Source organism: Limnothrix redekei LRLZ20PSL1 (assembly GCF_043235035.1).
GTDB lineage: Bacteria > Cyanobacteriota > Cyanobacteriia > CACIAM-69d > CACIAM-69d > CACIAM-69d.
Map to the genome: position 1 here is coordinate 65137 of NZ_JAZAQF010000028.1, position 26565 is coordinate 91701.

General features: G+C 54.7%; 25 protein-coding genes. 15 read left to right on the forward strand and 10 right to left on the reverse strand.

The genetic code is table 11. The features are described 5' to 3' along the window. Window positions 1-57 precede the first annotated feature (57 nt). On the reverse strand, window positions 58-897 hold the full coding sequence (locus VPK24_RS04855) for a hypothetical protein (protein ID WP_393010975.1): 840 nt from the start codon (window positions 895-897) through the stop codon (window positions 58-60). Window positions 898-1366: 469 nt separating this feature from the next. Here VPK24_RS04855 and VPK24_RS04860 point away from each other — a divergent pair, with 469 nt between their 5' ends. The 7 genes from VPK24_RS04860 to VPK24_RS04890 all read left to right on the forward strand — a co-directional run bounded on the left by VPK24_RS04860 (window position 1367) and on the right by VPK24_RS04890 (window position 5854). Then, on the forward strand, window positions 1367-1624 hold the full coding sequence (locus VPK24_RS04860; RefSeq protein ID WP_393010976.1) for a hypothetical protein: 258 nt from the start codon (window positions 1367-1369) through the stop codon (window positions 1622-1624). A 233-nt stretch (window positions 1625-1857) separates the two neighbouring features. After that, the gene (gene rpmH, locus VPK24_RS04865; RefSeq protein ID WP_099534334.1) at window positions 1858-1995 is read left to right on the forward strand and encodes a 50S ribosomal protein L34; all 138 of its coding nucleotides are present in this window, start codon (window positions 1858-1860) and stop codon (window positions 1993-1995) included. 62 nt (window positions 1996-2057) lie between these two features. Next, window positions 2058-2480, forward strand: a complete 423-nt coding sequence (rnpA, locus tag VPK24_RS04870; protein ID WP_393010977.1) for a ribonuclease P protein component — start codon at window positions 2058-2060, stop codon at window positions 2478-2480. A gap of 100 nt (window positions 2481-2580) precedes the next feature. Beyond that, complete coding sequence (locus VPK24_RS04875; RefSeq protein ID WP_393010978.1) at window positions 2581-2967, forward strand: PH domain-containing protein; 387 nt, start codon at window positions 2581-2583, stop codon at window positions 2965-2967. Window positions 2968-3496: 529 nt separating this feature from the next. Then, window positions 3497-4723, forward strand: a complete 1227-nt coding sequence (yidC, locus tag VPK24_RS04880; protein WP_393010979.1) for a membrane protein insertase YidC — start codon at window positions 3497-3499, stop codon at window positions 4721-4723. Beyond that, entirely contained in the window at window positions 4723-5217 is a 495-nt protein-coding gene (locus VPK24_RS04885) for a Jag family protein (RefSeq protein WP_099534330.1), read from the forward strand. The genes yidC and VPK24_RS04885 overlap by 1 nt, the downstream gene beginning before the upstream one ends. A 130-nt stretch (window positions 5218-5347) precedes the next feature. Next, complete coding sequence (locus VPK24_RS04890; RefSeq protein WP_393010980.1) at window positions 5348-5854, forward strand: YceD family protein; 507 nt, start codon at window positions 5348-5350, stop codon at window positions 5852-5854. Between the two features lie 81 nt (window positions 5855-5935). Here VPK24_RS04890 and VPK24_RS04895 read toward each other — a convergent pair whose 3' ends face one another. The 3 genes from VPK24_RS04895 to VPK24_RS04905 form a co-directional block, all read right to left on the reverse strand. Further along, a complete protein-coding gene (locus VPK24_RS04895) occupies window positions 5936-6598 on the reverse strand; it encodes a hypothetical protein (RefSeq protein WP_393010982.1) in 663 nt (220 codons plus the stop codon). Window positions 6599-6660: 62 nt separating this feature from the next. Then, window positions 6661-7221, reverse strand: coding sequence for a response regulator (locus VPK24_RS04900; protein ID WP_099534327.1), 561 nt, complete (start codon window positions 7219-7221; stop codon window positions 6661-6663). A gap of 300 nt (window positions 7222-7521) precedes the next feature. Further along, window positions 7522-7800, reverse strand: coding sequence for a hypothetical protein (locus VPK24_RS04905; RefSeq protein WP_393010983.1), 279 nt, complete (start codon window positions 7798-7800; stop codon window positions 7522-7524). A 22-nt stretch (window positions 7801-7822) separates the two neighbouring features. Here VPK24_RS04905 and lipA point away from each other — a divergent pair, with 22 nt between their 5' ends. Further along, the gene (lipA, locus tag VPK24_RS04910) at window positions 7823-8743 is read left to right on the forward strand and encodes a lipoyl synthase (protein WP_393010984.1); all 921 of its coding nucleotides are present in this window, start codon (window positions 7823-7825) and stop codon (window positions 8741-8743) included. 74 nt (window positions 8744-8817) lie between these two features. On the opposite strand, the gene VPK24_RS04915 is transcribed toward lipA, so the two are convergent. Further along, window positions 8818-9354: a hypothetical protein gene (locus VPK24_RS04915; protein WP_393010985.1), complete on the reverse strand. Its 537-nt coding sequence runs from the start codon at window positions 9352-9354 to the stop codon at window positions 8818-8820. A 454-nt stretch (window positions 9355-9808) separates the two neighbouring features. Here VPK24_RS04915 and VPK24_RS04920 point away from each other — a divergent pair, with 454 nt between their 5' ends. The 5 genes from VPK24_RS04920 (at window position 9809) to VPK24_RS04940 (ending at window position 17890) form a co-directional block, all read left to right on the forward strand. Beyond that, complete coding sequence (locus tag VPK24_RS04920; RefSeq protein ID WP_393010986.1) at window positions 9809-10804, forward strand: aspartate carbamoyltransferase catalytic subunit; 996 nt, start codon at window positions 9809-9811, stop codon at window positions 10802-10804. A 58-nt stretch (window positions 10805-10862) separates the two neighbouring features. Continuing rightward, on the forward strand, window positions 10863-11846 hold the full coding sequence (holA, locus tag VPK24_RS04925) for a DNA polymerase III subunit delta (RefSeq protein ID WP_393011195.1): 984 nt from the start codon (window positions 10863-10865) through the stop codon (window positions 11844-11846). A gap of 226 nt (window positions 11847-12072) precedes the next feature. Continuing rightward, window positions 12073-13146 carry a chemotaxis-specific protein-glutamate methyltransferase CheB gene (cheB, locus tag VPK24_RS04930; protein WP_393010987.1) on the forward strand — a complete coding sequence of 358 codons (1074 nt, stop codon included), beginning with the start codon at window positions 12073-12075 and terminating at the stop codon, window positions 13144-13146. An 86-nt stretch (window positions 13147-13232) separates the two neighbouring features. Then, window positions 13233-16799 carry a DNA polymerase III subunit alpha gene (locus VPK24_RS04935; protein WP_393010988.1) on the forward strand — a complete coding sequence of 1189 codons (3567 nt, stop codon included), beginning with the start codon at window positions 13233-13235 and terminating at the stop codon, window positions 16797-16799. 20 nt (window positions 16800-16819) lie between these two features. Continuing rightward, window positions 16820-17890, forward strand: a complete 1071-nt coding sequence (locus VPK24_RS04940; RefSeq protein ID WP_393010989.1) for a calcium-binding protein — start codon at window positions 16820-16822, stop codon at window positions 17888-17890. 67 nt (window positions 17891-17957) lie between these two features. On the opposite strand, the gene VPK24_RS04945 is transcribed toward VPK24_RS04940, so the two are convergent. The 3 genes from VPK24_RS04945 to purM form a co-directional block, all read right to left on the reverse strand. Beyond that, window positions 17958-19322: an esterase-like activity of phytase family protein gene (locus VPK24_RS04945; protein WP_393010990.1), complete on the reverse strand. Its 1365-nt coding sequence runs from the start codon at window positions 19320-19322 to the stop codon at window positions 17958-17960. Window positions 19323-19528: 206 nt separating this feature from the next. Continuing rightward, window positions 19529-20365, reverse strand: coding sequence for a prolipoprotein diacylglyceryl transferase (gene lgt / locus VPK24_RS04950; RefSeq protein ID WP_393011197.1), 837 nt, complete (start codon window positions 20363-20365; stop codon window positions 19529-19531). A gap of 137 nt (window positions 20366-20502) precedes the next feature. Further along, a complete protein-coding gene (purM, locus tag VPK24_RS04955; RefSeq protein ID WP_393010991.1) occupies window positions 20503-21531 on the reverse strand; it encodes a phosphoribosylformylglycinamidine cyclo-ligase in 1029 nt (342 codons plus the stop codon). Between the two features lie 366 nt (window positions 21532-21897). Between purM and VPK24_RS04960 the strand changes: the two genes are divergently transcribed. Continuing rightward, window positions 21898-22290 carry a hypothetical protein gene (locus tag VPK24_RS04960; protein WP_393010992.1) on the forward strand — a complete coding sequence of 131 codons (393 nt, stop codon included), beginning with the start codon at window positions 21898-21900 and terminating at the stop codon, window positions 22288-22290. Between the two features lie 317 nt (window positions 22291-22607). Then, entirely contained in the window at window positions 22608-23663 is a 1056-nt protein-coding gene (locus tag VPK24_RS04965) for a septal ring lytic transglycosylase RlpA family protein (RefSeq protein ID WP_393010993.1), read from the forward strand. 134 nt (window positions 23664-23797) lie between these two features. On the opposite strand, the gene nadA is transcribed toward VPK24_RS04965, so the two are convergent. Beyond that, window positions 23798-24754, reverse strand: a complete 957-nt coding sequence (gene nadA / locus VPK24_RS04970) for a quinolinate synthase NadA (RefSeq protein ID WP_393011199.1) — start codon at window positions 24752-24754, stop codon at window positions 23798-23800. Between the two features lie 404 nt (window positions 24755-25158). Then, a complete protein-coding gene (locus VPK24_RS04975) occupies window positions 25159-26448 on the reverse strand; it encodes a glucose-1-phosphate adenylyltransferase (protein ID WP_393010994.1) in 1290 nt (429 codons plus the stop codon). Between the last annotated feature and the right edge of the window lie 117 nt (window positions 26449-26565).

Below are 26565 nucleotides of genomic sequence, written 5' to 3' on the forward strand. Positions count from 1 at the left end.
GTGGAGAACCACCTCTATTTTGCGAGAACCCCCGCGCGATCGGCTATGGGTCAACCGCTACAGCCCACCCGCCACCAACAAATCGCGCAAGTCATCCTGCAAACTCAGCCGCTCTGCCCAAGTCGCCAAATAGGCGCGATCGAGGCGATCGCCCTGAATTTTGACAATCCCCAAACAATCCCGCCACTGCTTTTCCGATCGGGAACTGCGCCGCCACAACAACTTCGCCAACACCACATCCTCAGCCGTGGCAATGTAGTGAACCGGAATCCCCGGCGCTTCCACCCGATACCGCCGCTCCAGCGCAGAACGCTCAAACGGAGTCTGCTGCGACAGAATCAAATCGGCATTGTCAATTCGATCGCGGTGGATGATGTTGATCGTGTGGTGCAGCGGTTCCGCCACATAAAAACCCGCCGCTTCCAGGGTTTCGGTCAGCGCCGAAAGTTGCGCCCCATCGATCGCCAACAAAATATCCAAATCCGTCGTGAACCGTGGCTCACCCCAAATAATCGCCGCCTGCCCACCAGTCACCAAATAGGGAATCGATCGCTGCTCAAACAGTTCATGCAGTTGAGCCAAAATCGCTGACTGATCTTGCTGCCAAGTCATGGGATCCCCGCCATAGGTCAACCGCTCCGAACCACCATCGCCCAACCGATCGCCCAAAATCGCCCGCGCAAATTCCTGAGCGATCGCCGCATCACTCGCCGTTGCGGACAACCGCTGCCGAGCCGCCCACAGAGCCAAACAACGCCCCTGACGCTGCAAACCACAGACCCGTTGCCAGCGCTGCTTGATCGACTGCGATCGCCACAGCTCAAACCACAGGCGATCGGCCGCCGGATGAATATCAACCGCTTGGGTTTGGTACGCCTCAGTCGATCGAGAAGGCATGAACTAAATCCTGAGAGACCGGCGATCGCGCAACGAGACTTTTGGGGAAAAGCAACTCCATTCTGCGAGCAACAAGGTGCGATCGGCTATCTTCCCCAGACAAGAGATTTAAACCCTGTCGTCAAATCGCCCAAAACCCTAATGATCTCGCTGTCCCAACCGATCAGTCGTAGGGGCGGGGTCTCCCCGCCCAGTCCCCGTGATCCTGGCGTGTTCCCAGGGGTGGACAGGTTTGTAGCGATCGCTCAGGTTAGGGTTGGGAGACCCAACCCCTACGGCGATGGAAATGACGACAGGCCCGAAACCCCTTGCCCCCAACGACCTCAACCCGCCCAGTGCGATCGCCGGAGCGATCGATGTCTTTGACAAAAATCAGACAGTCTGACAAAACCCAGATATCTTACTCAGACAGCGTTTCAGCGATTTTGGGTGATTATCAAGTCATCCCAAAAAACAGGAGCCACCTCCCATGAAACGCCCGCAAATTTATCAACAACTGCTGATCATCTCCGTTTCCTTCACCGTCCTCTGTGGTGGAGCAGCCACCCACCTCGCCAGCCAGCCCAAAATCACGCCCCAACAAGCTGAACTCTTCCAAACCTTCAAGAGCCTCTTTGAAAAAGGCGTGCTCGGCATTGGCGGCCTCGTCGTCGGCAAAATGGCCGGCTGCTTCCCCGACACCCCATCCGACGACAACGCAGATCAAGACCACAACACCGATCAATAGAATCGCGGCCCCGCGCGACTTGCGGATCTCCGGCCAACGCACCGGCTCGTGATATCATCGAAAGTCGCGCTTTCTAACACCTAGACAGGCGCAAAATTTGTTGAACCTATTTATATGGACTGCCAAGCCAGACAGCAGTTGGGTGCAGCCGTGAACCGTTCCCGTGCGATCGCCCCCGCTCCCGTTTGGTCAACGCTTAGTCCGCCAATCGCCCACTCGGAGCTAGCCCAACCATGACCAAGCGTACTCTTGAAGGAACCAATCGCAAGCGCAAGCGTGTTTCCGGCTTCCGTGCCCGGATGCGGACTAAGAACGGTCGCCGCGTGCTGAATGCTCGTCGCCGTCGCGGTCGCGCTCGGTTGGCGGTTTAAGGATTGCTCACCGGCAGTCCGCTCCAGGGTGGTTGAGCGATCGCCCCTACACCCAAACGTGCATGGCCTTACCCCAAGCCTACCGACTTCGACACCGCCATGACTTTGACCGAGTGTATCGGCAAGGTAAACGGTATCGCAGCAAGCACCTAACCCTTTGGGTCTACCGGCCATCGGCAAGCCCCGCGATCGCCCCCAGCGAGCCATCGGCGGCCGTTGCCCCCACGCTGCCCACCCTGGCCCCGGCTCCGAAAGTTGGCATCAGCATCAGCCGCAAAGTTGATAAACGCGCCGTTGTGCGCAATCGGCTGCGGCGACAAATTCACGGTATTTTGTGCCAGCACTTGCCGACCATGCCCCTCGGTTGGCTGGCGGTGATTAGTGTGCGTCCAGCCATGCCCCTGTGTCAGTACCCCCAAATTCTGCAAGAATTGGAGCAGTTGCTGACCGCCGCCAAGTTGGATTTGGAGCAAGCCAGCGTTTAGACTGTTGTGTTTGCGCTGTTGATTTTGCGCGATTCATCAGGGGCGGCGATCGCCCAATTCGCCCCATTTGGCCCGCACTGAACCTTACGAGCACTGGACTATGGGTATCAAGGAAGATGTTTACTATGAGGGCGGCCCCCACCGTGGCGATTTGATCGTCAATTTGCTGTTGGGTCTAACCGTGATTTGCCTGCCCTTAACCATCGGCTCGATCGTGCGGGCCCTTTGGTTGCGCTATCGCATCACCAGCCGCCGCATTTCAATCACCAGCGGTTGGCAAGGGCGCGATCGCTCCGATGTGATTTATCCCGAAATTCGCGCCGTTGTGGCCGTGCCCCGGGGTTGGGGTGCTTGGGGCGATATGGTGCTGACCCTCAAGGATGGTAGCCGCCTGGAAATGCGATCGGTTCCCAACTTCCGAGCCGTCGCCGACTACATCAACGAGCGGATCGGCGCAGCGGCCCAAACCGCCACCAGCAACCGCTAAACCGCCCGATCGCCCCCTCGCTGCTCATGTTCAACCCTCCTGCTTGCACGGCCTTGCGGCTTTCAGCGGAGGGTTCATCAATAGTGATTGATTTTTTGAAGGCTGCGATTAATCTGCAAAAGGCGGCCAGTCCGGTCGTGTCAGTCTGTGGAGCGGATGAAGCCGACTTCACCGCGATGAAGCAGGAAGTTTCCTGATTGCTGTATTTGCTAGTCAATTGCAGCAATTGTTAGTGAATTAGTGACGGTTACGTGTTGATTGGGCTGTGACGAATGGGGCGGCATCGGCGGCCCACAGCCAGGGCGGTAGTCCCCACTTGATAACCACCCCCCAAGGGCCCCCACTTTGCATAAGCTGAAATCACATCTTTGGGCTAGGGTAGCTCTGGTTCATGGGGTGAGCGTTCGGCTCGATCGAGTCACCCTCAGCCAGCCGCGCCGTTTTGCCTCCGTTTAACGAATCGTTGACCGCCCGTTGACGGTTTTTTGATAACTTTTAACAACTCGATCGCACAACCGACGCAACGCGCATGGATTTCGGAGTTGGATTTCTCTCAAACAACGTCATGCTGCCGATCCTGGATTTTTTCTATGGAATCGTGCCCAGCTATGGCCTCGCCATCATCGCCCTGACGCTGGTGGTGCGCTTTGCCCTCTATCCGATCAGCGCTGGCTCCATCCGCAGTATGCGGCGGATGAAAATCACCCAGCCGATCATGCAGAAAAAGATCAAGGACATTCAAGAGCGCTACAAAAACGATCCCGCAAAACAACAGGAAGAACTCAGCGCCGTTTACAAGGAATTTGGGAACCCCCTGGCCGGCTGTTTCCCAATCCTGGTGCAAATGCCTGTGCTGATTGCCCTGTTCACCACTCTGCGTGGCTCACCGTTTGCGGATGTGCCCTACTCCGTGAATCTGCAAATTTTGCCCCAGGAGCAAATTGAGCGGGTGCAGCCGGAAGCGTTTGCCACCCCGCCCAAGAACATCTACATTTCCGACAGCACCCACTATCCCGTGGTTGGGTTGCTGCCCGGTGGCACGCGCCTGGCCGTGGGTGACACTACCAAGCTGGAGTTCCAAACGCCCGAAGGCAAAACCCTGAACACCCTGGCCACAGAAGCCGGTGGGGACATTGATCTCTCGCCCAAGTGGCAGGTGATGAAGGGAGCCGAGCGGGTGCAGTTGGGCCCCAACGGTGAAATTACGGCGCTGCAACCGGGGGATGTGACCCTGCAAGGGACGATTCCCGGCCTGGCGGCGAGCAAGGGCTTCCTGTTCATCAGTGCGCTGGGCCATGTGGGCGCAGTGGACGATGAGGGGATCCACTGGGATATTGTGGCGATGGTGCTGCTGTTTGGTCTGAGCCTTTATGTCAGCCAATCGATTTCCAGCCAAGGGGCAACGGACAACCCGCAACAGGCGGCGGCCAATAAGCTAACGCCGATTATCTTTTCGGGGATGTTTCTGTTTTTCCCCCTGCCGGCTGGGGTGCTGATGTACATGGTGGTGGCGAACCTGTTCCAAACGGCCCAAGCGTTCATTTTGTCTCGGGAACCGCTGCCGGAGAATATCCAAAAGATGGCGGAAGCTCAGGGCATTGTGGATGTGAAGGCGGTGGCGGTGGATGGCGCGACGGGCCGACTGCCGTTTGAACCCAAGAGCGCTAAGGCCAGCAGCCCAGCGAAGAATCAGCCGAGCAAGGGCCCAGGCAACAAACCCAGCACGAACAACAACAAGCAAAAGGGCAAGTCGTGATGAGTGATCCGGGCGATCGGGGACGAATTTGGCTGGAGGGGCTGCTGGCGCGCTTGGGTTTGCCGACCCAGGTGCAAGCCCAGCACGACCCGATCGATAATGCGCTGAACTATTGGCTCACGATCGATGGTTCGCCCTGGTCTCCGGAGCAAATCACCAGCGTGGTGGGTGAAGCGGGGGTGACCCTGGATGCGATGCAGTATTTGGCGAATATGCTGCTGAATGTGGGGGTCGATCGGGATGACCATTGCGGTTACACGATCGAACTCAACGGCTACCGGGCCCAGCAACGGGCCGAGCTGGAGTCAGTGGCGGCCAATGCGGTGTCGCAGGTTCGTGAAACGGGGGAGTCGGTGGCGATCGACTCACTCTCCTCATCCCAACGCAAACAGCTCCACGCCATGCTCGCGGCCTACAGCGACATCGCCACCCACAGCGAAGGCCAAGAACCCCACCGCCGGTTGGTGGTGGCCCTGAAGTCAACCGAAGCCTAGCTTGACCCGCGCCGCTGGGCCTTGGGGGTTCGGCGGTTTGGGTTGGGCTGGCCTATTCGGGAATGGCCCTCAGTCTGCTGCCATTCCCGATCGCACCCATCTTTACCCTCCCCGCTGCGGAGTTCCTACCGTGGATTCGGTCTATATTCCCCACATCCTGAAGGCCACCAATCGGACGATCGGTTGGGAATTCAAGGATTTTCTGCCAGGCTTGGAAACCCTCACCCCCGTGCGCGGCAAGTTGCGCGTGGTTCACCGGGGCAATTTCCTGGAGGTGTCGGCCCAGGCGGAAGGAATTGTGACTCTCACTTGCGATCGCTGCCTTTGTCAATACAATCAGCGGCTGGTGGTCGATACCCAAGAGCCGATTTGGTTGGATGAGGCGGCGGAGTCCAAAGATTTACCCCTAGAACGGGAGATCAGCGCTGAGGATTTGCAAGAATCCTTGTCGCCAACGGGTTATTTTTATCCCGAAGATTGGCTCTATCAGCAGTTTTGTCTTGAACTGCCAGCCCAGCAGCTTTGTAGCGAAGACTGCCAAGGAATTTTGGAGCCGGAAGACGCTGCGGAAACGCAACCGGCGATCGATACCCGTTGGTCGGCCCTGGCTTCCCTGAAGAACCAGCTCGATCGCTAAGGTGCAATTTTGTGACGGGTCTGGGCCCTGGCTGGCCTTGTGGCTAGCAATCTTGTGGCGAGTAATCTTGTGGCTCGTGGCCTAGCGGACTTGGCAACGGGGCGGCATTTCCATCAGCGTCAAGGGTTCCAGCGGCGGATGGCCCACCCATTGGCGTTGAATCTCGCAATGATGCACCTGAAGAGCTGGGTTCGATCGCCCCTGAGCATTCACCTTGAGCTGAATTTGATAATCCGAGGGCAAATTGCGAGCAAAGGGTTTATTCACCAGTACCTGTGTCCAGCGTAAGGGCGTTAGCTCCGGGGGCGATCGATGCTCGCCCATCACCCAAGCCATGTCCGTATTGCCGCTGGTGTAGATGCGGTACTGCTGATTGAGCTTGGGCGACACCAGCGCACCCATCCGGGCTTGTAGTTCTGCGCCGTCGCGGGCAAACCGCCCATGCTCCTGATAAAACACCTGCTGGGCCCGCACCACTGATCCCACGGTGGGCTGCAAGGGAGAGCCACAGGCACAGGCCGGTGGCGAGGCCACCCAAACCAGACCACCCGCCAGCACCGTGCTCACCACCAGAGCGCTGGTCAGCCAAGGGGAAACCCGCCAAGCGAAGAATGGGTGCTGCTGGCTGGGTGTTATGGGGCGATCGGGTGCTGGTGGCTTGTCATTGGGCTGGTCGTCACGGCTTGCACCAAAATCCGTCTCAAAATCAGAACTTTGAAGATCAGAACTTTGATGCTGTTTCATACAGGTGCTTTTGAAGTGGGCTAAGGCGGCGGGGTCATGCCAGCGGGCCGGCGGCGCATGAACTAGCGTAACTTTTGCTTAATGAATGTCACAAGCTGGGTTAACTGCTTCTTCAGTTGATCCACTTCCGCTTGCAAGGTCGCCACTTTTTGCTCCAGGGCCTGGATTTCAGCGGCGGAAGCACCCGGCGCAGCCACGGGTGCGGCGGCCGGTGCAGCCACGGGCGGCGGGGCCACGGCCGGAATCCGCGAGGCAATTCGCATTGCTTCTTTGATGGATTCGATTAGCTCTTTCTTTTCAAAGGGCTTTTCGATGAAGGCAAATCGCTCGAAGGGTTCCGAAATTTTTTCGGTCACTTCTTCCTTGCGCCCCGACATCACCAGCAGCGGAATCGCTTGCAGGTGGGGTTGGGTTTGAATTTCTTGATAGACTTCCCAGCCGCTCTTTTTGGGCAACAGGAAATCCAACATGATCAAGTTTGGATGTTCTTGCTGAATGAGCTGTAGCCCTTCGAGTCCGTCTTTGGCTTCGAGAACCTCAAAGTTTCCGGCTGGCAACATTTCTTTGACGCGCTGCCGAATCACTTTGCTGTCATCGATGACGAGGATTTTGTGTGTTGCCACGACTTTCTCCTTAGGCTTGCGTGCAGACGATTCGGGAGTGATAGGGGCGATCGCCCTTCAAGGGGGCGGCGCGCTGCATGAAAAGTTAGGAAGCGATCGCTCAAGACCGCATTCAGCCGCTATCGGGGCCGAAAACAGGCTGGCAATGGGTACCCCTGCTTAAGATACGAGCGATCGGGACTCTCGGGTAGTCTCCAGGGGAAATATCTGGAAAAATCTTTCCGAAAACTCCCGAAGACCGTTTCAAGTCCTGGGGTTGAGTCCGCCAGGGATTTTCAGCGATGTTTCCAGGTCACTGGATCAACAGCCAAGGCCCTTGGGCATCTGCGATTCCAGTATATGGCGATCGTCCCGAGGTTTGAAAAGCCCCACCACTGGTGTGATGAGTTTTCCGATCGCGAGTGTTGTTTGTCCCAAGGTTGTCCCCACGCACGATCGCCCAGCACTGCCCCCCAAATCCCCCAAAAATCGCCCCAAAACGGAGCCTCGTGATTTTCCCCAAAATTCTCCTAAAAATTTCCCCAAAAATCGGCCAGAAAATCGCTCCGCAATTCTTACGCCACAATAGGGGAAATTCATCTGCAAAATCCATTTGCCGCCTGTGTCGCCGTCCTCTTCTTCCAGTGCCGCTAGTGCCCCCAGTTCCGCTGTGCCCGAAGGGTTGCCCACCTGGCTGAAACCACGCTTGGGCCGGGCCAGTGAGTTAGCCGAAGTTCAGCGCATCATCAAGCAGCGGCAAATTCACACCATTTGCGAGGAGGGCCGCTGCCCCAATCGCGGCGAGTGCTATGCCAATCGAACCGCCACATTTTTGTTGATGGGGCCCGTTTGTACCCGATCGTGCGGCTTTTGCCAGGTGGACAAGGGCCATGCGCCAATGCCGATCGACCCGGAAGAACCCCGCAAGGTGGCGGAATCGGTGGCGCTGTTGGGGTTGCGCTATGTGGTGCTGACTTCGGTGGCGCGGGATGATTTGCCCGATGGGGGGGTGAATGTGTTTGCACAGACGATCGCCGCCATTCGATCGCAATCCCCTGGCACGGAAATTGAAGTGTTGACCCCGGATTTTTGGGGCGGCCAGCCCGACCCCCAGGCCAAGCAGCGATCGCGGGTGGAAGCGGTGGCGGCCCTGCGGCCCGCTTGCTATAACCACAACCTGGAAACGGTGGAGCGGCTGCAAGGGCCCGTGCGGCGTGGTGCTAAGTATTACCGATCGCTGGATGTGTTGCGCTGGGTGAAGGAATTGGATCCCACCATTCCCACTAAGTCCGGGCTGATGTTGGGCCATGGGGAAACGGAAGCGGAAATTTTGCAAGCCCTGCAAGACTTGCGATCGGTGAACTGCGATCGGCTGACCTTGGGCCAATACCTACGCCCGTCCCTAGACCATTTACCCGTTCAAAAATATTGGACACCGGCAGAGTTTGACCGCCTGGGAGTGCTGGCCCGCGAGCTGGGATTTACCCAGGTGCGATCGGGGCCCTTGGTGCGCAGTTCCTACCATGCGGGGGAGGCGGATTGAGCTGAATGGTTGCCCATGATTGCCCATCGTTGCCCCAATCATTGCCCATCGGTCGGTCTCGCCTGGTCACTGCCTTATAGGCTCAAGGGTCGATCGCCGTCGGTGAAATAGACTCGATCGACCGGCCAAAGTCGATTGCGCGTGAGGGTCGCCTGCAAACTGCCAAACAGGGTTAACTGTTCGCAACTGGACAGGGATTGGAACTTGCGGCGGCCATCGGGATTCAGGCGCAGGTCAATGGTGACGGCTCGCTTGGCCGTATCCAAGCTGATGCGATAGTGCCGCAGGTCAAAGGCCGGATCGGGTTTGTCGCCGGTTGCTTCAATCAACAGCCGCCCCACGGCCGCTTCCAAGGGCCGATCGCGCGGGACTTTCACCGACTGGGCCACCAAGCCTTTGCAAGCACCGTCCGGCTTATACAGATCCACCGAAACCGTGTCGGGCAGCGGATCCGAATCAATTGCCGCTGCCTGGGCGGAAGGGTCGCCGGTCAAATTACAGCCCGCCAACCCCGGAACCGTGGCCAGGGCCAGCAGCGCCAAGGCCAAAGGAGCGCGGCGAGGGGTTGCGGGTCGCGAAGCCTGAGAAAACCTGGGGCGATCGAACATCATGGCGAAAATTCCAACGAGGAGTAGTGCTGAAGGGGGCTGAAAAGAAGGTGACTCAATCTTGCCGGTTTGGGTCAGCCAGCGTCTCCGAACTGGAAAGCTTTCTGAATTGGGTCTGAATGGGGTTTGAATGGGGGCCAGATCCCTGATTGGCTCGTGGCTGGGTCGGCGCGGGGTCGGTGGCTGAAGGGGGTGCTGGGTTGGGCGGTTAGGTATTGAGTGTTGATTGGGTGCTGAATCGATGTTTGATTGGGTGTTTGGCCGGTGCTTGATCGGTTCTTCAGAGGCGCGATCGCCCAATCCGCATAAACTGCCGTATAAACCGCCGTGCAAACCCCTGCGTAAACCATTGATCGGCCCCTGATTCGATCGCCCAGTCAAATCCCCTCCGTCAGCGCACCCGTTTGCGCTGCATTTGCGCTTCAATGGATTGCTGGCCCGCATTTCCCCTCGCCCCATGACCACTGCAAGCTGGACGCACCGCCACGTCTTATCGTTGGCGGAGTTCTCGCGCGAAGACTACGACACCGTGTTGACCACCGCCGCTAGTTTTCGCGAGGTGTTGTCCCGTCGCACCAAAAAAGTGCCCACCCTTCAGGGGCAAGTGGTCACCAACCTGTTTTTTGAACCCTCGACCCGCACCCGCAGCAGTTTCGAGCTGGCGGCCAAGCGCCTGTCAGCGGATATTCTCAACTTTGCGCCGGGATCATCTTCGCTCACCAAGGGAGAGACGATCCTAGACACAGCCAAAACCTATTTGGCCATGGGTACGGACATTATGGTGATCCGGCACAAGCAGGCCGGCGTGCCCCAGTCGATCGCGGCGGAGATGGATCGGCTGCAGTCCGGGGTGAGTGTGCTAAACGCGGGGGACGGCCAACACGAACACCCTTCTCAGGGATTGTTGGATCTGTTCTCCATCTGCCAGGTGTTGAATCCCCAAAAACCGTCGATCGGGGACTTGCGGGGCAAAAAGGTGGTGATCGTGGGCGATATTTTGCACTCACGGGTGGCTCGATCGAATCTGTGGAGCCTGACGGCCGCCGGGGCGGCAGTGCATTTGGCCGGGCCGCCAACCCTGCTACCTCGGGAATTTGCCCAATTTTTGCCGCCAACGGCCGACCGATCGCCCCTTCAAATTCATTGGCAACTGGAGCCGGCCTTGGCCGATGCGGACTTTGTAATGACTTTGCGGTTGCAACAGGAACGGATGAGCCAACATCTGCTGCCCAGCTTGCGGGAATATCACCAACGCTATGGCATTACGCGCGATCGACTGCGGCTCTGTCAGCCCCAAGTGCGGGTGTTGCACCCGGGCCCCACGAATCGCGGCGTGGAGCTGGCTTCCGATGTGATGGATGACCCGGCCCTGAGCTTGGTTCCGGATCAGGTGACCAGCGGCATTGCGGTGCGCATGGCGTTGCTTTACCTGATTGGGGGCGGCAAAGGCTAACTCGTTAACTTATTCTCCAGTCAAGCATCCGGGGGTGAGTTCGCCACCGTTTAACGAAATGCCGGTTTATTGGTTTTGGGGTGAGGATGATTTTGCGATGCAGCGGGCGATCGACCCGTTGCGATCGCGTGTGGATGCGGCTTGGGAAAGCTTTAATTTTGAAAAAATCCCGCCCGATCGCGAGGATGGCCTGTTGGCAGCTCTGGCCCAGGCGGTGACTCCTCCCTTTGGTGCGGGCGATCGGCTGGTGTGGCTGGCGGACACGGCCTTGGCCCAGCGCTGTCCCGACGATTGGTTGCGAGAGCTGGAACGCACCCTGCCCCAAATTCCCGACAATGCCATTTTGCTGCTCACCTCCCGCCAAAAGCCCGACGGCCGCCTCAAGTCCACCAAATTGCTCCAGAAGGCCAAAAACACCGAAATTCAGGAATTTTCCCCGATTCCTCCCTGGAAAACGGAGGAGCTGTTGCAACAGGTGAAACGGGCCGCCCAAGCGATGAAAGTGAAAATTAAACCCGAAGCGGCGGAACTGTTGGTGAATGCGGTGGGCAACAACACGCGCCAACTCTATAGCGAGCTGGAAAAGCTGCAATTATTTGTGGGCGATCGCCCGATCGCCAAGGAAGATATTCACCACCTAGTTTCCGTTTCCACCCAAAGCAGTTTGGAGCTGGCGAAGGCCATTTCCCTGGGGCAAATTTCCCAAGCTTTGAAGCTAATTGCGGATTTGATCGCGCGGAATGAAAATCCTTTGCGAATTCATGCTTCTCTGGTCACCCAGTTTCGGCTGTGGCTGTGGGTGAAGCTGATGCTCGATCGGGGCGAGCGGGATGATTTGGTGATTGCCAAGGCGGCAGATTTGGGCAACCCCAAGCGACTTTTTTTCATTAAGAAAGAAGTGCAACCTATGGGACTCAAAGCACTTCAAAAAAGCCTCCAACTTCTCTTGGAGCAGGAAACCCTCCTGAAGCGGGGCAGTGACCCGATCGAAACGCTACAATCTAAGGCGATTGAACTCTGTTTGCTGTTCCAAAAAAACTAGGCAGCAGAATCATTGTCTTTAAAAAAAGCAATGGCTCGAATAGGATCAGAATTTCAAAAAGATAATCGGCAAATGATCGACTAATTGATCGGCTAATTGATCAAATCCTTGCTGATTTTAGCTTCAACCCCCCAGAAATTTGCGACAATAGGTATAGGACAAAGAATCAGACAAAGATTAATTGCCCCCCGATTTGCAGCACCAAAATTTCAGGCAGAGAATACCAGTGGCTCCATCCCCCATTCGAGTGCTGTTGGTTGAAGATTCCGAAATTGCCATCCGGCTCCTGCGGCGGGCGATCGAGAGTACCGGTGCGCTGCAAGTGGTGGGCACGGCCCGCACGGGGCTGGAGGGGCTGGAACTGCTGGAAACGACCTATCCCGATGTGATTTGCACGGATTTGCACATGCCGCGCATGAATGGGCTGGAATTTACCCGCGAAGTGATGGGGCGATCGCCCCGGCCCATTTTAGTGATCAGCAACTCCGTTCGCGAAAACGATCGACGCACGGTGTTTGAGTTGCTGGAGGCGGGGGCAGTGGATGTGTTTCCCAAGCCGGTGATGAGTTCGCCGGAGCAATATACCCAAGTGGCAACCCAGTTAATTGCCAAAATTCGGGTGCTGGCGGGGGTGAAGGTTTTCAAGCTGCGGCGGTCGCTATCCCCCTCGCCGTCGCCCATGATTGCTCTGCCGTCGGCGCTGGCGCGAGGGCCGGTGATCGAACGGGCGATCGGGGCGATCGGCGCTTCCACGGGCGGCCCCCAGGCCCTGCGGGAGATTTTGAGCCAATTACCATCGCGGTTTCCCCTGCCGCTGGTTTGCGTGCAACATATCAGCACGGGCTTCTTGCGGGGATTGCTGGATTGGCTCAGCCTCAATTGCGCGCTGTCGATGCAAATTGCCCAGGCGGGCCAAATCCCGCAGCCGGGCGTGATTTACTTTCCGCCGGAAGGTCACCAATTGGAGTTTGATCTCCAAGGGCGGTTTGTCACCTTTCGCACGGAGCCGGTGGATGGCCATTGCCCCTCGGTGACGGCCACCTTTCGTTCCATGGCTCGGGTCTTTGGCAAACGGGCGATCGGGATTTTACTGACTGGCATGGGCAACGACGGCGCAAAGGGCCTGCTGGAACTGTCCCAAGCGGGCGGCTGGACGATCGCCCAAGATGAGGCCAGTTCCGTGGTGTTTGGGATGCCCCGAGCGGCGATCGAGCTGGGCGCGGCCAAACAGGTGCTTCCCCTCAGCTCGATCGCCCTGCATTTAGTGGAACGCAGCGGCAGCCTGGCTCGTTCCGGCTGATTACTTTTGGAGGCACTCGCGCCCGGGAACCCGATACGCCACAATGGAGAGCGCATCATCCATCGGTTCGATCGGGTTCTCCTGCCATGTCTTTTGTTGGTCTCCACATCCACAGCGATTACAGCCTGCTCGATGGGGCGAGTCAACTGCCCGCCTTGATCGATCGGGCCATGGAATTGGGAATGCCCGCGATCGCCCTGACGGATCACGGAGTCATGTATGGGGCGATCGAACTGCTGAAAGTTTGTCGCGGCAAACCCATTCGCCCAATCATTGGCAACGAAATGTATGTCATCAATGGCAGCCTTGATGACAAACGAAAATTACCGAAATATCACCAAGTTGTCCTGGCGAAAAATAAACAGGGCTATAAAAACCTCGTTAAATTAACCACCGTTTCCAACCTGCAAGGGGTGCGCGGAAAAGGTATTTTTGCTCGTCCTTGTATTAATAAAGAATTACTAGAAACTCATCGCGAAGGCCTAATTGTCACCAGTGCTTGCTTAGGGGGCGAGATTCCCCAAGCCATTTTGGCTGGGCGCTTTGACGTGGCGGAACGAGTTGCCCAATGGTACAAAGAAATTTTTGCCGATGATTTTTATTTAGAACTGCAAGATCACGGCTCCCAGGAAGATCGGGTGGTGAATGTGGCCCTGGTTCGGCTGGCGCGCCAATTCGATATTCAACTAATTGCCACCAACGACTCCCACTTCATTTCCTGTTTTGATGTGGAAGCCCACGATGCATTGCTCTGCATCCAAACCGGCAAACTAATTACAGAAGATAAACGACTGCGCTACAGCGGCACGGAATATCTGAAATCGGCCGAAGAAATGGCCCAACTGTTCCGCGATCACCTCACCGATGATGTGATTCAAGAGGCCATTAACAATACCCTCAAGGTGTCTGAAAAAATTGAAGATTACAACATTTTGGGCCAACCCCGGATTCCTGACTTTCCGGTTCCCCCCGGTCACACCGCTGATACTTACGTGGAAGAAGTGGCTTGGCAAGGCCTTTGTCAACGCTTGGGCTTGGCCTCTCGACAGGAATTGATCGATCGTCATCCTGAATATACAGAACGCCAAACCTACGAACTAGAAATGTTGCAACGCATGGGCTTTTCGGCCTATTTCCTCGTGGTTTGGGACTACATCAAATTCGCTCGCGATCACAACATTCCCGTGGGCCCCGGTCGGGGCAGTGCCGCCGGTTCCCTAGTTGCCTATAGCCTCGGAATTACCAACATTGACCCAGTACACCATGGCTTGCTGTTTGAGCGATTCTTGAACCCAGAACGGAAATCCATGCCCGATGTGGATACGGATTTCTGCATTGAAAAACGAGATCAAGTAATTGATTACGTCACCCAAAAATATGGAACCGATCGGGTGGCGCAAATCATTACTTTCAACCGGATGACCTCGAAAGCCGTGTTGAAGGATGTGGCGCGGGTGCTGGATATTCCCTATGGGGAAGCCGATCGAATGGCGAAAATGATTCCCGTTTCGCGGGGCAAGCCAGCCAAGTTGAAAGTGATGGTTTCCAATGAAACGCCTGCCCCCGAATTTAAGGAAAAATACGACAAAGATGAGCAGGTTCCCGGCGCGCTACCGGGGGTGACCTATCGCCGCTGGCTAGATATGGCGATGCGGATTGAAGGTACAAACAAAACCTTTGGGGTTCATGCGGCTGGTGTGGTCATTTCCGCAGATCCCCTGGATGAAATTGTGCCGCTGCAACGCAACAATGATGGCTCAGTGATCACTCAATATTACATGGAAGATATTGAGGCCGTTGGATTGCTAAAGATGGACTTTTTAGGTTTGAAAAACCTAACGATGATCCAAAAAACCATTGACCTCATTGAGCGTACCAGTGGCAAAACCATTGATATTGACAGCGTGCCGGAAGATGATCCCAATGCTTACAAACTGCTAGCAAGTGGTGACTTGGAAGGGATCTTCCAGTTGGAATCTTCTGGAATGCGCCAGGTGGTGCGAGATTTGAAACCGTCCAACTTGGCTGATATTTCTTCAATTTTGGCGCTCTATCGGCCAGGCCCTCTCGATGCTGGTCTGATTCCACAGTTTATTAACCGAAAACATGGTCGAGAGGCGATCGCCTACGACCACGAAATGTTGGAACCCATTTTGAACGAAACCTACGGGGTTTTGGTGTTCCAAGAACAGATCATGAAGGTGGCCCAAGAGTTGGGGGGCTACACCTTGGGTGAAGCGGATCTGCTGCGACGGGCCATGGGGAAAAAGAAAAAGGAGGAAATGGAAAAACACCAAAGCATTTTTGTCGATGGGGCCGCACGCAATGGCATCAAGAGCAAAATTGCCGAAAGTTTGTTTGACCAGATGGTGAAGTTTGCGGAATATTGCTTTAACAAATCCCACTCGGCAGCCTATGGCTATGTGACCTACCAAACGGCTTATTTGAAAGCCAATTACCCCGTTGAATATATGGCGGCGTTGCTGACTTCCAACAGCGACGATCGGGATAAGGTGCAAATGTATATTGCCAGTTGTTTGCGCCTGGGAATTGATGTGGAGCCGCCGGATATTAATCGATCGGATGTGGACTTCACGCCGCTCAAGGATGCGTCAGGAAAACGGGGCAAAATTCTGTTTGGCTTAGGCGCAGTTCGGAATTTGGGACTAGGGGCGATCGAGTGTTTATTGCAGGCGCGATCGGAAGGTGGCCCCTTTAAATCCTTGGCTGATTTGTGCGATCGAATTGACTTGCGATCGGTCAACCGGCGGGCCTTGGAAGCATTGGTGCAGTGCGGTGCATTGGACTGTTTGCAGGCTAATCGCCGTCAATCGATTGCTGATTTGGAGTTAATTATCGACTGGGCCCATAGCCGGGCCAAGGATCGAGCCAGCGGCCAGGGCAATCTGTTTGATTTAGCCATGGGACTGGAATCCACAAGTCATGTCAAAACGCCGGACAATGTGTTGGACTTGGCTCCCAAAGCGCAACCAATGGAAGATTATCCCAAACAGGAACGGTTGAACTTGGAGAAGGAATTACTCGGATTTTATATTTCCGATCATCCCTTGAAGGATATTCAAAAACCCTCGCGATTATTGGCTCCCATGAACCTGTCGGAACTGGGCGAGCGACCCGATGACAAGGCAACGGTCAGCGCCATTGTGATGTTGAATTCCGTGAAGCCGGTGGTGACTAAAAAGGGCGATCGAATGGCCATTGTGCAAATTGAAGATCTGACGGCTCAGGCGGAGGCGATTGTGTTTCCCCGAGCCTATGAGCGAATTCACCCACTAATTCAGCCCGATCGACAGTTGATGATTTGGGGCAAGGTCGATCGCCGTGATGATCAACCCCAATTCATCATTGAAGATGCGGAACCTGTTGATCAAATTCAATTGTTAACGATCGAAATTTCTGCTGACTTGGCCGGCAATATTGAACAACAACATCAGTTACGAACCTTGCTGCTGAATTGGGCGGGGGATGATGCTAAAACGCCCGTGATTGCTATCGTGCGCGGGGAGGATGGCCGCCGTGAATTGGTGCGGTTTGGCCCCCAATTCCGGGTACGCGATCCGGGAGCCGTCACCCACGCGCTTTCCAATGCGGGATTCGCTGCCCGATCGATGGCCTTGGTCAGTGCATCCTAGGGTTGAGAGGGTTTTATAAAATGCGAATTTTGGTGGCGATTCCGCACTTTTTTCGTCCTGATGCTGATGGGAAATATGGTTCCGCCAGGCGCGATCCCCGGCCGCGAATTGCTGCCCTCAGCCAGGGAATTCAGGCACTGCATAGCCTTTTCAGTGCTCGCCAAATTGCCTTCCAAGATCAGCCCCAACAGGGACTACAAATTCAGCAGGTGAACCAATGGACAAGTTGTGAACTAAATATTCTGCTTTGTACAACGGGCGATCGCCATTTGTTGTCACAATTGCCCGTCAGTCGCCATCTTTTTCAGCATATTGCCCTGGATTGTCCCGATCGGGAGTTGGGGTTTTATTGCCAGCGAGTTTTGGGCGATCGGCTCTCGGAAAATTATGACTATTATTGCTATTTGGAAGATGATTTAACCATTCGTGATCCCTTATTTTTTCTGAAACAACAATGGTTTCAGTCACTCCTAGGCGAGACCGCCATCTTGCAGCCCCATCGTTTTGAATGGTCAAATCCATGGATCAACAATTCTTTGGCAACTGGTTCTTCGACAACCGATGAAGTCGGTGAATGCTCTGACTCATCTACCTCGCACTTGGTCAGCTCAATCAATCCTGATTTACTAAGCAGCAATCACCCAGAAAGCCGTCGTTCAGCGAACTATCACAAGGTCTATGTTGATCCAGATTTTGAAAGCAAAACTGGCCAAAATCCGGGATTTGCCCACCATTTCACTGAGCAGCGCGTTTTGGTCGGCCAGTTTCTCGGTCAACCGATCCAATTCCAACGAGCGGGAAATCCCCATGCGGGTTGCTTTTTTCTGACCCGATCGCAAATGTCCCTTTGGGCTTCGGCAGTGGACTTTGGGCAACCCAGTAGTCAGTTTATTGGCCCCTTGGAAAGTGCTGCTTCCCTCCATCTCATGCGCTATTTTCGGGTCTATAAACCGGCACTATTATGGGCCAACTTTCTAGAAATTGAACATTGGGGACAGTACAATAGCCAAGACTTGCTGAATAACCTGCACTTAGTGCAATTTCAGCCCAAAGTGGTTTCCTATGCAGCCAACAATTTCCCTAACGGATGATTTGATGGCTTGCTTCACGAATTCAGTACCAAAATTTGCTCAACAAATTCAGCACCAAACTAACTGCTTACTGAGCCTTAAAACCATCCAGTGCCAACAAGATAAACTGGGTTACTTGGGCTTCTCGAAAATTATTATCACTCACCAAAATGATGCTTTGGCGACCGTCCGGTAATTGGGGGCCAAGGGCCAATCCTTCCAAGTTATCGATCGGGATGCCCAGGGTTTTAAAGTCCAGCAGTAGTTTTTTATAAGCGGGTTTCACATCGGGCAAAGCCCCCCGCAAATTGGCATAGCTGGAAGTGTCTGTGGCGGTTCCTAATTCCACCTGAAAGAGTTTGGCTCCAAAGCCTTCTAGGGGGTCAAAGGTGCGCTCTAAACTGAGGAAATGGCCGCCCTGATCGAGGGGCATCAAATCCACCAAACCGTTACTAATGGCGGTGCTGCTGGCCGGATCCATTTCGTACAAATGCTCAGAAATGGGAAATGGTGGCCCATCGCCCAAACTGAAATGTAAAATGCGCGATCGGGGCGGAATCGTGGGGCGATCGCCCTCGGTTTTCTCGGGTTTCGGCTCCAAATCTTGGGCCAGGTTTTCTTCGGTGGCTGTGAACGCCCGAAACGGCTCCACAGGGGAGGGATTCGCTCCCACGGGCACAATTCCCAGCGCCTCAAAACCCAAATTATCGCGAATTCCTTGGGGCGAACCGTCCGCCGCGTTGCCGGGTAGATAGCGACTGGGCAAGGGAAGGGGCGATCGCGTGGCCATGCCCGTTTTGCGATCGAACTCGCGAATCATGGGCGGAATGCCCTGTTTTACGTCGCCTTCGCTGGAAATTAAAACCGTATTTCGTGGGGTAATTGCTAACCCTTCAGGATCAATTTCTCCTGCTGCAAAAGGCTCACCCGATTCATCTCGTAAAATGGTGACATTTTCAACCGTCACGCGATCGATAGTTTGCCCTGTTTTGGCCAATGAAGGCGCTGAATTTTGATTAGAAACAGAGGACTGGGAAGGATTAGGATTGTCAGTCGATCGCCAGGAAATTTTGAGCGTATAAAACCTTGCGGGAGCCAAGTTAGAGCGATCGTCAGAAAGGGCCAGAAATTGATCGGTTTGGCGATCGTATGCCAAAGCCGAAAGCCCTCCCACGGGCGTGTCCATGATCTGTTGAGCGGGCAACAAATAGGCCCCCAAAAAATCAACGGACAATGGCAATAGCAACCGAGACTCTGCACTAACTTGGGGCAATCCACAACCGCCCACCATCAATCCAAAACAAATGAGCAAGGCCAGACTGCGATGGGCCAAGCGTCCCTTGCCGATCGCTTGTGCTCCAGAATGCCAATCGAAGCCATCGAGCCTGGTTATTTTGGATAGGGATCGGAACCAAGGTTCCAAGAAGTTGCGATCGGGTGGGCTGCTGTGCATGGCGATCTCCAACGATCAAGGAAACGGGTTTACTTGGCTGGTAATTCTGTATCTTTGTTAGTTTGGTTTTGAGTTGGCTTGGTTTTGATTTTTTGGCCGTTGAAAATCTCTATTTTGGGGTCTTAACTGGAGAGCTTTGTTGCCCTAATTTTTCAGCCTAATTCCTGGTCTGCTGGGTTACCTCTGATGATTATTGAAATGGAGCCTTAACCATTGGAAGCTTCGTGACCCACGTTCACCACATCAGGCAGCGATCGACGAAGTTTATAGAGCCAAAACAAACCCAACCCTCCCAAAATCACCCCAGTTAAACTCACCATCTGAGCCATGCGCAGGGGGCCAAACATCAGGCTATCGGTTCGTAAACCTTCAATCCAAACTCGACCTAAACTATAGGTCACGGCATAAACACAACCGATCGTTCCGGGCCGTAAATTGGGTAATCGCAAAAAGAGGGTCATTAATAACCCAAAAACTCCCAAATTCCAGAGCGATTCGTAAAGAAATGTGGGATGAAAATACTCAAATCCTTCATAGCCCAAGGGGCGACGATCGGGCGGAATATAAAGCTTCCAAGGCAAATCCGTTGGCCGCCCAAAGGCTTCGGAGTTAAAGAAATTGCCCCACCGACCGATCGCCTGGCCCAAAATCAACGAAGGTGTAATGACATCCACCAACTGCCAAAAGGGAATTTTATTGAGTCGGGAAAACAGCAACAATGCCGCCAATCCACCCAAAATAGCGCCATGAATTGCAATGCCGCCTTCCCAAATGGCAATGATCCGCTCCGGATGGGCTGAGTAGGCTGACCAATTAAACAGCACGTAATAGATCCGAGCGGCCGGCAAGGCAGCTAATACTAACCAAATGGAAACATCGGCAACTAAATCGCGATCGATTCGACGCTTGGTTGCAAGCCATTGAGATAGACTCACTCCCGTCATTAGGGCGATCGCAATTAAGAGTCCATACCAACGGATGATGAGGGGGCCAAACTTTAGAAAAACGGGCCCTGGCGAAGTGAATTGCAAGGCAAGTGGCAGCACAACAGCTCTCTCAAACGCAACAGCAACGACAGGATCAAAACTTCTTTCAAACCGCTTCCAAGCCGCTTCCAATTAGAAGGAAAAATGTTAAGAAATAGGGAAAAATAGCCAAAAAGCCGATGAATCAGCCCTGATTACAACAGCCCTAAAACTTCGCCATCACCTGCCACCACTTCACCTAATTGCCAAGCGACAATTCCCAATTGATTGAACTGCGTCAAGGCAGCCGCAGCTTCAGCAGCAGGCACCAAAACCACGAAGCCCACGCCCATATTAAAGGTATCGAACATGGCCGCGGTTGGCACATCGCCCGTTTGGGCCAACCACTGGAACAGGGGGGGAATTTGCCAACTGTTGCGATCGACCGCTACGGATTGGTTCGGCCCCAAGGTGCGCGGTAAGTTCTCCGGCAGCCCGCCACCGGTAATGTGCGCCATGCCATGGATCGACAGGTCAGACTTCAGCAAATTCAGAATGGGCTGAACATAGATTTGGGTGGGCGTGAGTACCAGCTCGCCTAAGGTGCGATCGCCCGTCAGTCCTTCTATTCGATCGCCCCAAGTCAGGCCCGCCTGTTCAACCACCTTGCGCACTAGGCTAAACCCATTGCTGTGCAGTCCTGAGCTGGGCAGGGCGATCGCCACGTCACCCACCTGCACCTGAGCACCGCTCAAGAGGCGGCTGCGCTCAGCAATGCCCACGCAAAAGCCCGCCAAATCATATTTTCCTTCGCTATAAAATCCCGGCATTTCGGCCGTTTCGCCGCCCAGCAGAGCACAACCCGCCTGCTCACAGCCGATCGCAATGCCTTCCACCACATCGGCCATAGCCTCTGGTCGTAGCTTGCCCGTGGCGATGTAGTCCAAGAAAAAGAGGGGTTCAGCTCCAGAGGTCAGCACATCGTTGACGCACATGGCCACCAAATCAATGCCCACGGTATTGTGTTGACCGGTTTTTTGGGCAATTTCCAGCTTTGTACCCACGCCATCAGTTCCGGAAACCAACACCGGTTCCTGATAGCCCGTGGGCAGCGCAAAACAACCGCCAAAGCCGCCCAGTCCCCCAAGCACCTCAGGACGAAAGGTGCGTTGCACGCGATCGCGAATGCGATCCACAAAGGCGCGACCCGCTTCAATATCGACCCCTGCTTCCCGATAGTCCACGGTTGCTGTTCCTCTCGAAGTCGCCCGCCGCTCCTAAGGGAGACTTTCCTTGAGAAGTAATCCCTTGAGAAATAATCCCTTGAGAAGTAATCCCTTAAGAAATAGTCCCTCGATAAATAAATCGTTGGGAGCGGGGCGCTGAACGGCATGGATTTTAGCATTCAGGTTGCAGCAAGCACTATGAACCTTCAGGATTCCAAGCGCTTGGCCCAGCCTTCAGCCAGTTGCGATTCTGTCCTGTGGGCGCTCCCAAAGGGACTCATTTGGGCCCGAGAAATCTTAAATTTTTATTAAAACGACGATCTAGCCCAAGGGGCTGAAATCCTTTGTTTTCCATGGCGATCGAACAGGGAGCGATCCCCATCGATGCCAGACCCAGAGCGCCGCCACTGGGGATCAGGCGGTCTGTTGCGGTTGACTGTGGTAACCTACGTCAATCTTGCAGTCAAAACTTTGCGGTTCTTAACAAAACCCCTGGTGGCAACTGCCGGAGAGTGCGAAGCGGTTGGAACTCTTGCCGATTCAGCTATCCACCCATTGATTGCGATCGCCACGGCCAATCGCTTTCTGTCCACTGTGTTGTTGCCCCGTGCGGCGTTGGTTCCCAGCTTTGGTTCCTCGAAACTATTGCTAACTGGGTTCCGGCATTGGACAGCCTCCGAGTTCACCAAAGCCGCCATCTCCACTGCGCTGAATGTTGTGCTGGAGGTTGGATGGGTGCTTGGTTGCTTCGGAACTGCTGTGTTGATGCTCTGCTAGGGTGCATGACCAACCGACAGACCTCCTAGGTTCCCGGTTTTGCAATATCGAGTTCGATCGCCCCTGACTAACCTCCATGAACTCCCCCTGAGTTCCCCGGCGATTAACTGATACTCCAAAACCTGTTGATGCTCCGGTGCATTTTGCGCCAACGTCTTTAACTTTCCCGATCGCCCCTTGGTGGTCTTTCGTCAGTTAACTCCAACTAGCTACCACTTCGTTTCCCTTCGACCATTGCATGTTCGTGAGCATCGGACGGCCAGAGCCTGATCACTGAACCTAGCTTGAGGCGCGCGTGACGTTTACCCCACCACGCCATGAATTATTCCATTCAAAAACTGACGTTGTTGGCTGCTTCGGTGGCCACCGTCGCCTTTGGTGCTGAAGCTCCCGCCCTTGGAGAAGAAATTCAACCCATTCCGGCCCAAGCTCAGTCCACCCCCTCAGTCATCTTGGCAGCGGAGTTAACCGCTCCCGCCCTGGCCCTTCAGCCAGTCGCTGAAATGACTGGCGCGCGCATCAGTGCCGCTGCTGCGATTCCACAGCCCACCGCGATCGGGTCGCAACTGTACGGAATCACCAAGGTTCATGCCCACCAACTGGGCAACCGGCCCGCAGTGACGCTCTATGTTCGCAACATTCCCGTGGTAACTTTCCTGGCCAACGACGAAGCCAGCACCACTAACGCCCTAGAACGGGCTACCACCACCGCCCGCGAAATTGACCAACGCCACGCCAATGGTGTGGATGCCCAAGCCATTCGTTACGAGTGGAGCAACCGCGAAAACCGCTATTGGGTGACGATGGGCGGTCAGCCATTGGTTGCGATCGACCAAACGACCCTTGCTCCCCAACCCACTGCTAGCTACTCAGCCGATGCAGTGCAGGTCACCAACCGCCTTCGCCGCCAGTTGGGCAATGCTCAACCCTTGGCCTACAACGGCCAGTTGCGGATGCGGGCTGCCTCGAACCAGTCGGGCGATGATGCTTTGGGCAATCCCAACGCCAATAGCCTGCAACATAATGGGGTGCTCTACGCGGTGCGATCGAGCCAAACGGGACAGGCTTCCTGGTATGGGCCCGGTTTCCACGGCAACCGCACGGCTAACGGCGAGCGTTTTAACCAGAACGCCCTCACCGCTGCCCACCGAACCCTACCTTTTGGCACGCTGGTGCGGGTCACGAACCTGCGCAACGGTCGATCGGTGATTGTGCGCATTAACGATCGCGGGCCCTTTACCCGTGGCCGCATTGTTGACCTGTCGGTGGCTGCTGCTCGCGAAATCGACATGTACAGCTCCGGAGTGGCTTCCGTTCGGTTGGAAGTCCTGCAAGCTCTCCCGGGTGATGTGGCATTGGTTCCTAACCCGTAGAGTTTTCCCGTAAAGCTTTCCCGCAAAGCTTGCTCGCAAAACCTTAATCTTCGGTTTTCTGAACCATAAGGAGGCTAGTTCTTAGAGAATTAGCCCCTTTTTGCATGACGGGTTCCGATAGAAATCAACAGCTACTAACTCATCGCCAGCATTCGTTGGATGGGCCGGAGAGCGGCCGATCGCACTGACTCATCCATCGTGATTTCAGGCGATCGCGTCTTCATGCAGAAATAGAGCTTTTCTAAAGTATTCAGCCGCATGTGTGGGCATTCATTACAAGCACAATTGCCCTCGGGTGGCGCGGGGATGAATTGCTTTTGGGGTTCTGCCTTTTGCATTTGGTGCAAAATTCCGGGTTCCGTGGCCACAATAAACGCCGCCCGATCGCTCCGTTGCACATGGTTGAGCAAGGCCGTGGTGGAACCAATGAAACTGGCATGACGCAGCAGGGGCGGTTCACATTCAGGATGGGCAATCACTTCCGCCTCAGGATATTGAACCTGAAGTTGCACCAATTTTTGTTCCGAAAAGGTTTCATGGACAATGCAACTACCATCCCAAAGCACCATCTCGCGACCCGTTTGCTGCATCACGTAGCGACCTAAGTTGCGATCGGGCGCAAAGATAATCGGTTGCTCCGGGGGAATTTGTTGCACAATTTTGACCGCATTGGAACTGGTGCAAATAATGTCACTCAGGGCCTTAATTTCAGCGGTGCAATTGATGTAACTAATCACCAAATGATCGGGATAGCGAGCCTTGAAAGCGGCAAATTCACTCGCCGGGCAACTGTCCGCCAAAGAACAGCCTGCTTCTAAATCCGGTAACAACACCTGCTTGTGAGGGTTCAGAATTTTGGCCGTTTCTGCCATGAAATGAACTCCCGCAAACACGATCACATCCGCATCGGTCTGGGCTGCCTGCTGGGAGAGGCCCAACGAATCGCCAATATAGTCGGCAATATCTTGAATTTCCGATTCTTGGTAATAGTGGGCCAAAATGACGGCGTTGAGTTCGCGCTTGAGGTCGCGAATGGCAGCAAAAAGATCGTGAGGAACGGCGGTGGGGCGATCGAGCGCGGCTGCAAACACGGCAGTATGAAGATAGGCGGGTGAAGTATGGTAATTATAGTACTTTTCACCAAAATATACACTCAGCCCCGTTGCCGGGCGATCGCGATTCGAGTCCGCTTTGATCGGGATTGAATTGCACTCGGGACTTGATCCGCTGTTTGCCCAATCGCTCCACAATTGAGCAGGCAACCATTCCACCGCCAGCAAAACAAAATCGGGAGCCAGCGAATGCCCACTCCCGATTGGATAGATCCGGTAAATTCAGTTGATTGGATTGCTTGAATCGATCACTGCTCGATCGACCAATACTTGATCGATCACTGCTCGATCGCCCAATGCTCGATCGACCTGAGCACCTCAATTCAGCCGTTTCAATAACCCAGCTTCCGGTCAACCGGATTGCCGGGTCAAATGCTCATGGCTTAAATGACCATACCGTCGGGAATGGTGGCGTTCTTGAGAACCACTACGATGCCGCTGCGAATTACAAAGCCCAACTCTTCGCGGTTTGCCTCTTGCACATTGTCCTTGTTGATGATCGCCACCTTTTGGCCAATGCGGGCGTTCTTGTCAACAATGGCGCGGCGGATTGTGGAATCTGGCCCAATCCCGATCGGCACATGGCCCCGCTCAATGCAGTCCATCCGTTCGGGGAAGGGCTGATAGTAATCCGCTCCCATCAGCAGGGCATTGTCAATCACAGAGCCAGATTCAACCCGAGAGCGCACCCCCAACACGGAATGCTCGATCGTGCAGTTTTTGAGGATGCAACCCTCACTCACGATCGAATCGGTAACCTGGGCGTTCAAAATTTTCGTGGGGGGCAAATGGCGCGATCGGGTGTAGATCGGCGCATGTTCATCGTAAAAACTAAAGGGTGGCTGCGGTTGCTTAGTCAGCGCTAAATTTGCATCAAAGAAGGCCTCGATCGTTCCAATATCTTCCCAATAACCGTCAAATAAATAGGCTTGAACGTTGTAATTGGGAGCCGCCTGCGGAATGATTTCTTTCCCAAAATCCGTGCGATCTACGGACTCATTCAACAGGTCAATCAAAACTTCTTTCTTAAAGACGTAAATGCCCATGGAGGCGATATAAGGCATCTCCTGGGCCCGGTCAGCCGGCAAACCCAAAACGGTGGTGTCCACCGCCATGGCCTTGAGGGCATCCCCCTTCGGTTTTTCGCTAAAGCTTGTTACCCGTCCATTGCCGTCAATTTTCATCAGGCCAAAATCCGAGGCCCGCTTTTCATCAATGGGGATCACCGATAACGTGATGTCGGCATTGGTGGCGCGGTGATGCTCCACAAATTTTCGATAGTCCATTCGATAGAGATGATCGCCGGACAAGATGACATATTCATCCACGTCCCAGTCGGCAAAAATCCACAGATATTTCCGCACCGCATCGGCAGTGCCTTGGAACCAATTGGGACTATCGGGAGTTTGTTGAGCAGCCAAAACCTCCACAAAGCCATCGGTGAATCCGGACATGGCATAGGCCCGGGACAAGTGACGGTTCAACGAGGCAGAGTTGAACTGGGTGAGGACGTAGATTTTAAGAATTTCGGAATTGATGCAGTTACTAACCGGAATATCGATCAAGCGATATTTGCCCGCCAGGGGGACTGCCGGTTTTGCCCGTAATTTGGTCAGCGGATACAGGCGGGTTCCTGCTCCGCCGCCTAGGATGATGCCTAAAACTCTTTTCACAAGACGACCTCTAGCGCTGCCAATCCACTTCCACGTCCAGTGTCCGTTGCTCGGTGGCAATTGACAAGGGGTTGACAGTAAAGCCATTTCAGCCCGATCGCTCCCGGGCCGATCGAA

Bases quoted from the DNA above. Each gene is read 5' to 3' on its own strand.
- VPK24_RS04855 (WP_393010975.1), bottom strand. From the start codon at position 897: ATGCCTTCTCGATCGACTGAGGCGTACCAAACCCAAGCGGTTGATATT.
- VPK24_RS04860 (WP_393010976.1), top strand. From the start codon at position 1,367: ATGAAACGCCCGCAAATTTATCAACAACTGCTGATCATCTCCGTTTCC.
- rpmH (WP_099534334.1), top strand. From the start codon at position 1,858: ATGACCAAGCGTACTCTTGAAGGAACCAATCGCAAGCGCAAGCGTGTT.
- rnpA (WP_393010977.1), top strand. From the start codon at position 2,058: ATGGCCTTACCCCAAGCCTACCGACTTCGACACCGCCATGACTTTGAC.
- VPK24_RS04875 (WP_393010978.1), top strand. From the start codon at position 2,581: ATGGGTATCAAGGAAGATGTTTACTATGAGGGCGGCCCCCACCGTGGC.
- yidC (WP_393010979.1), top strand. From the start codon at position 3,497: ATGGATTTCGGAGTTGGATTTCTCTCAAACAACGTCATGCTGCCGATC.
- VPK24_RS04885 (WP_099534330.1), top strand. From the start codon at position 4,723: ATGAGTGATCCGGGCGATCGGGGACGAATTTGGCTGGAGGGGCTGCTG.
- VPK24_RS04895 (WP_393010982.1), bottom strand. From the start codon at position 6,598: ATGAAACAGCATCAAAGTTCTGATCTTCAAAGTTCTGATTTTGAGACG.
- VPK24_RS04905 (WP_393010983.1), bottom strand. From the start codon at position 7,800: ATGAATTTCCCCTATTGTGGCGTAAGAATTGCGGAGCGATTTTCTGGC.
- VPK24_RS04915 (WP_393010985.1), bottom strand. From the start codon at position 9,354: ATGATGTTCGATCGCCCCAGGTTTTCTCAGGCTTCGCGACCCGCAACC.
- VPK24_RS04920 (WP_393010986.1), top strand. From the start codon at position 9,809: ATGACCACTGCAAGCTGGACGCACCGCCACGTCTTATCGTTGGCGGAG.
- holA (WP_393011195.1), top strand. From the start codon at position 10,863: ATGCCGGTTTATTGGTTTTGGGGTGAGGATGATTTTGCGATGCAGCGG.
- VPK24_RS04935 (WP_393010988.1), top strand. From the start codon at position 13,233: ATGTCTTTTGTTGGTCTCCACATCCACAGCGATTACAGCCTGCTCGAT.
- VPK24_RS04940 (WP_393010989.1), top strand. From the start codon at position 16,820: ATGCGAATTTTGGTGGCGATTCCGCACTTTTTTCGTCCTGATGCTGAT.
- VPK24_RS04945 (WP_393010990.1), bottom strand. From the start codon at position 19,322: ATGCACAGCAGCCCACCCGATCGCAACTTCTTGGAACCTTGGTTCCGA.
- VPK24_RS04960 (WP_393010992.1), top strand. From the start codon at position 21,898: ATGCCAGACCCAGAGCGCCGCCACTGGGGATCAGGCGGTCTGTTGCGG.
- VPK24_RS04965 (WP_393010993.1), top strand. From the start codon at position 22,608: ATGAATTATTCCATTCAAAAACTGACGTTGTTGGCTGCTTCGGTGGCC.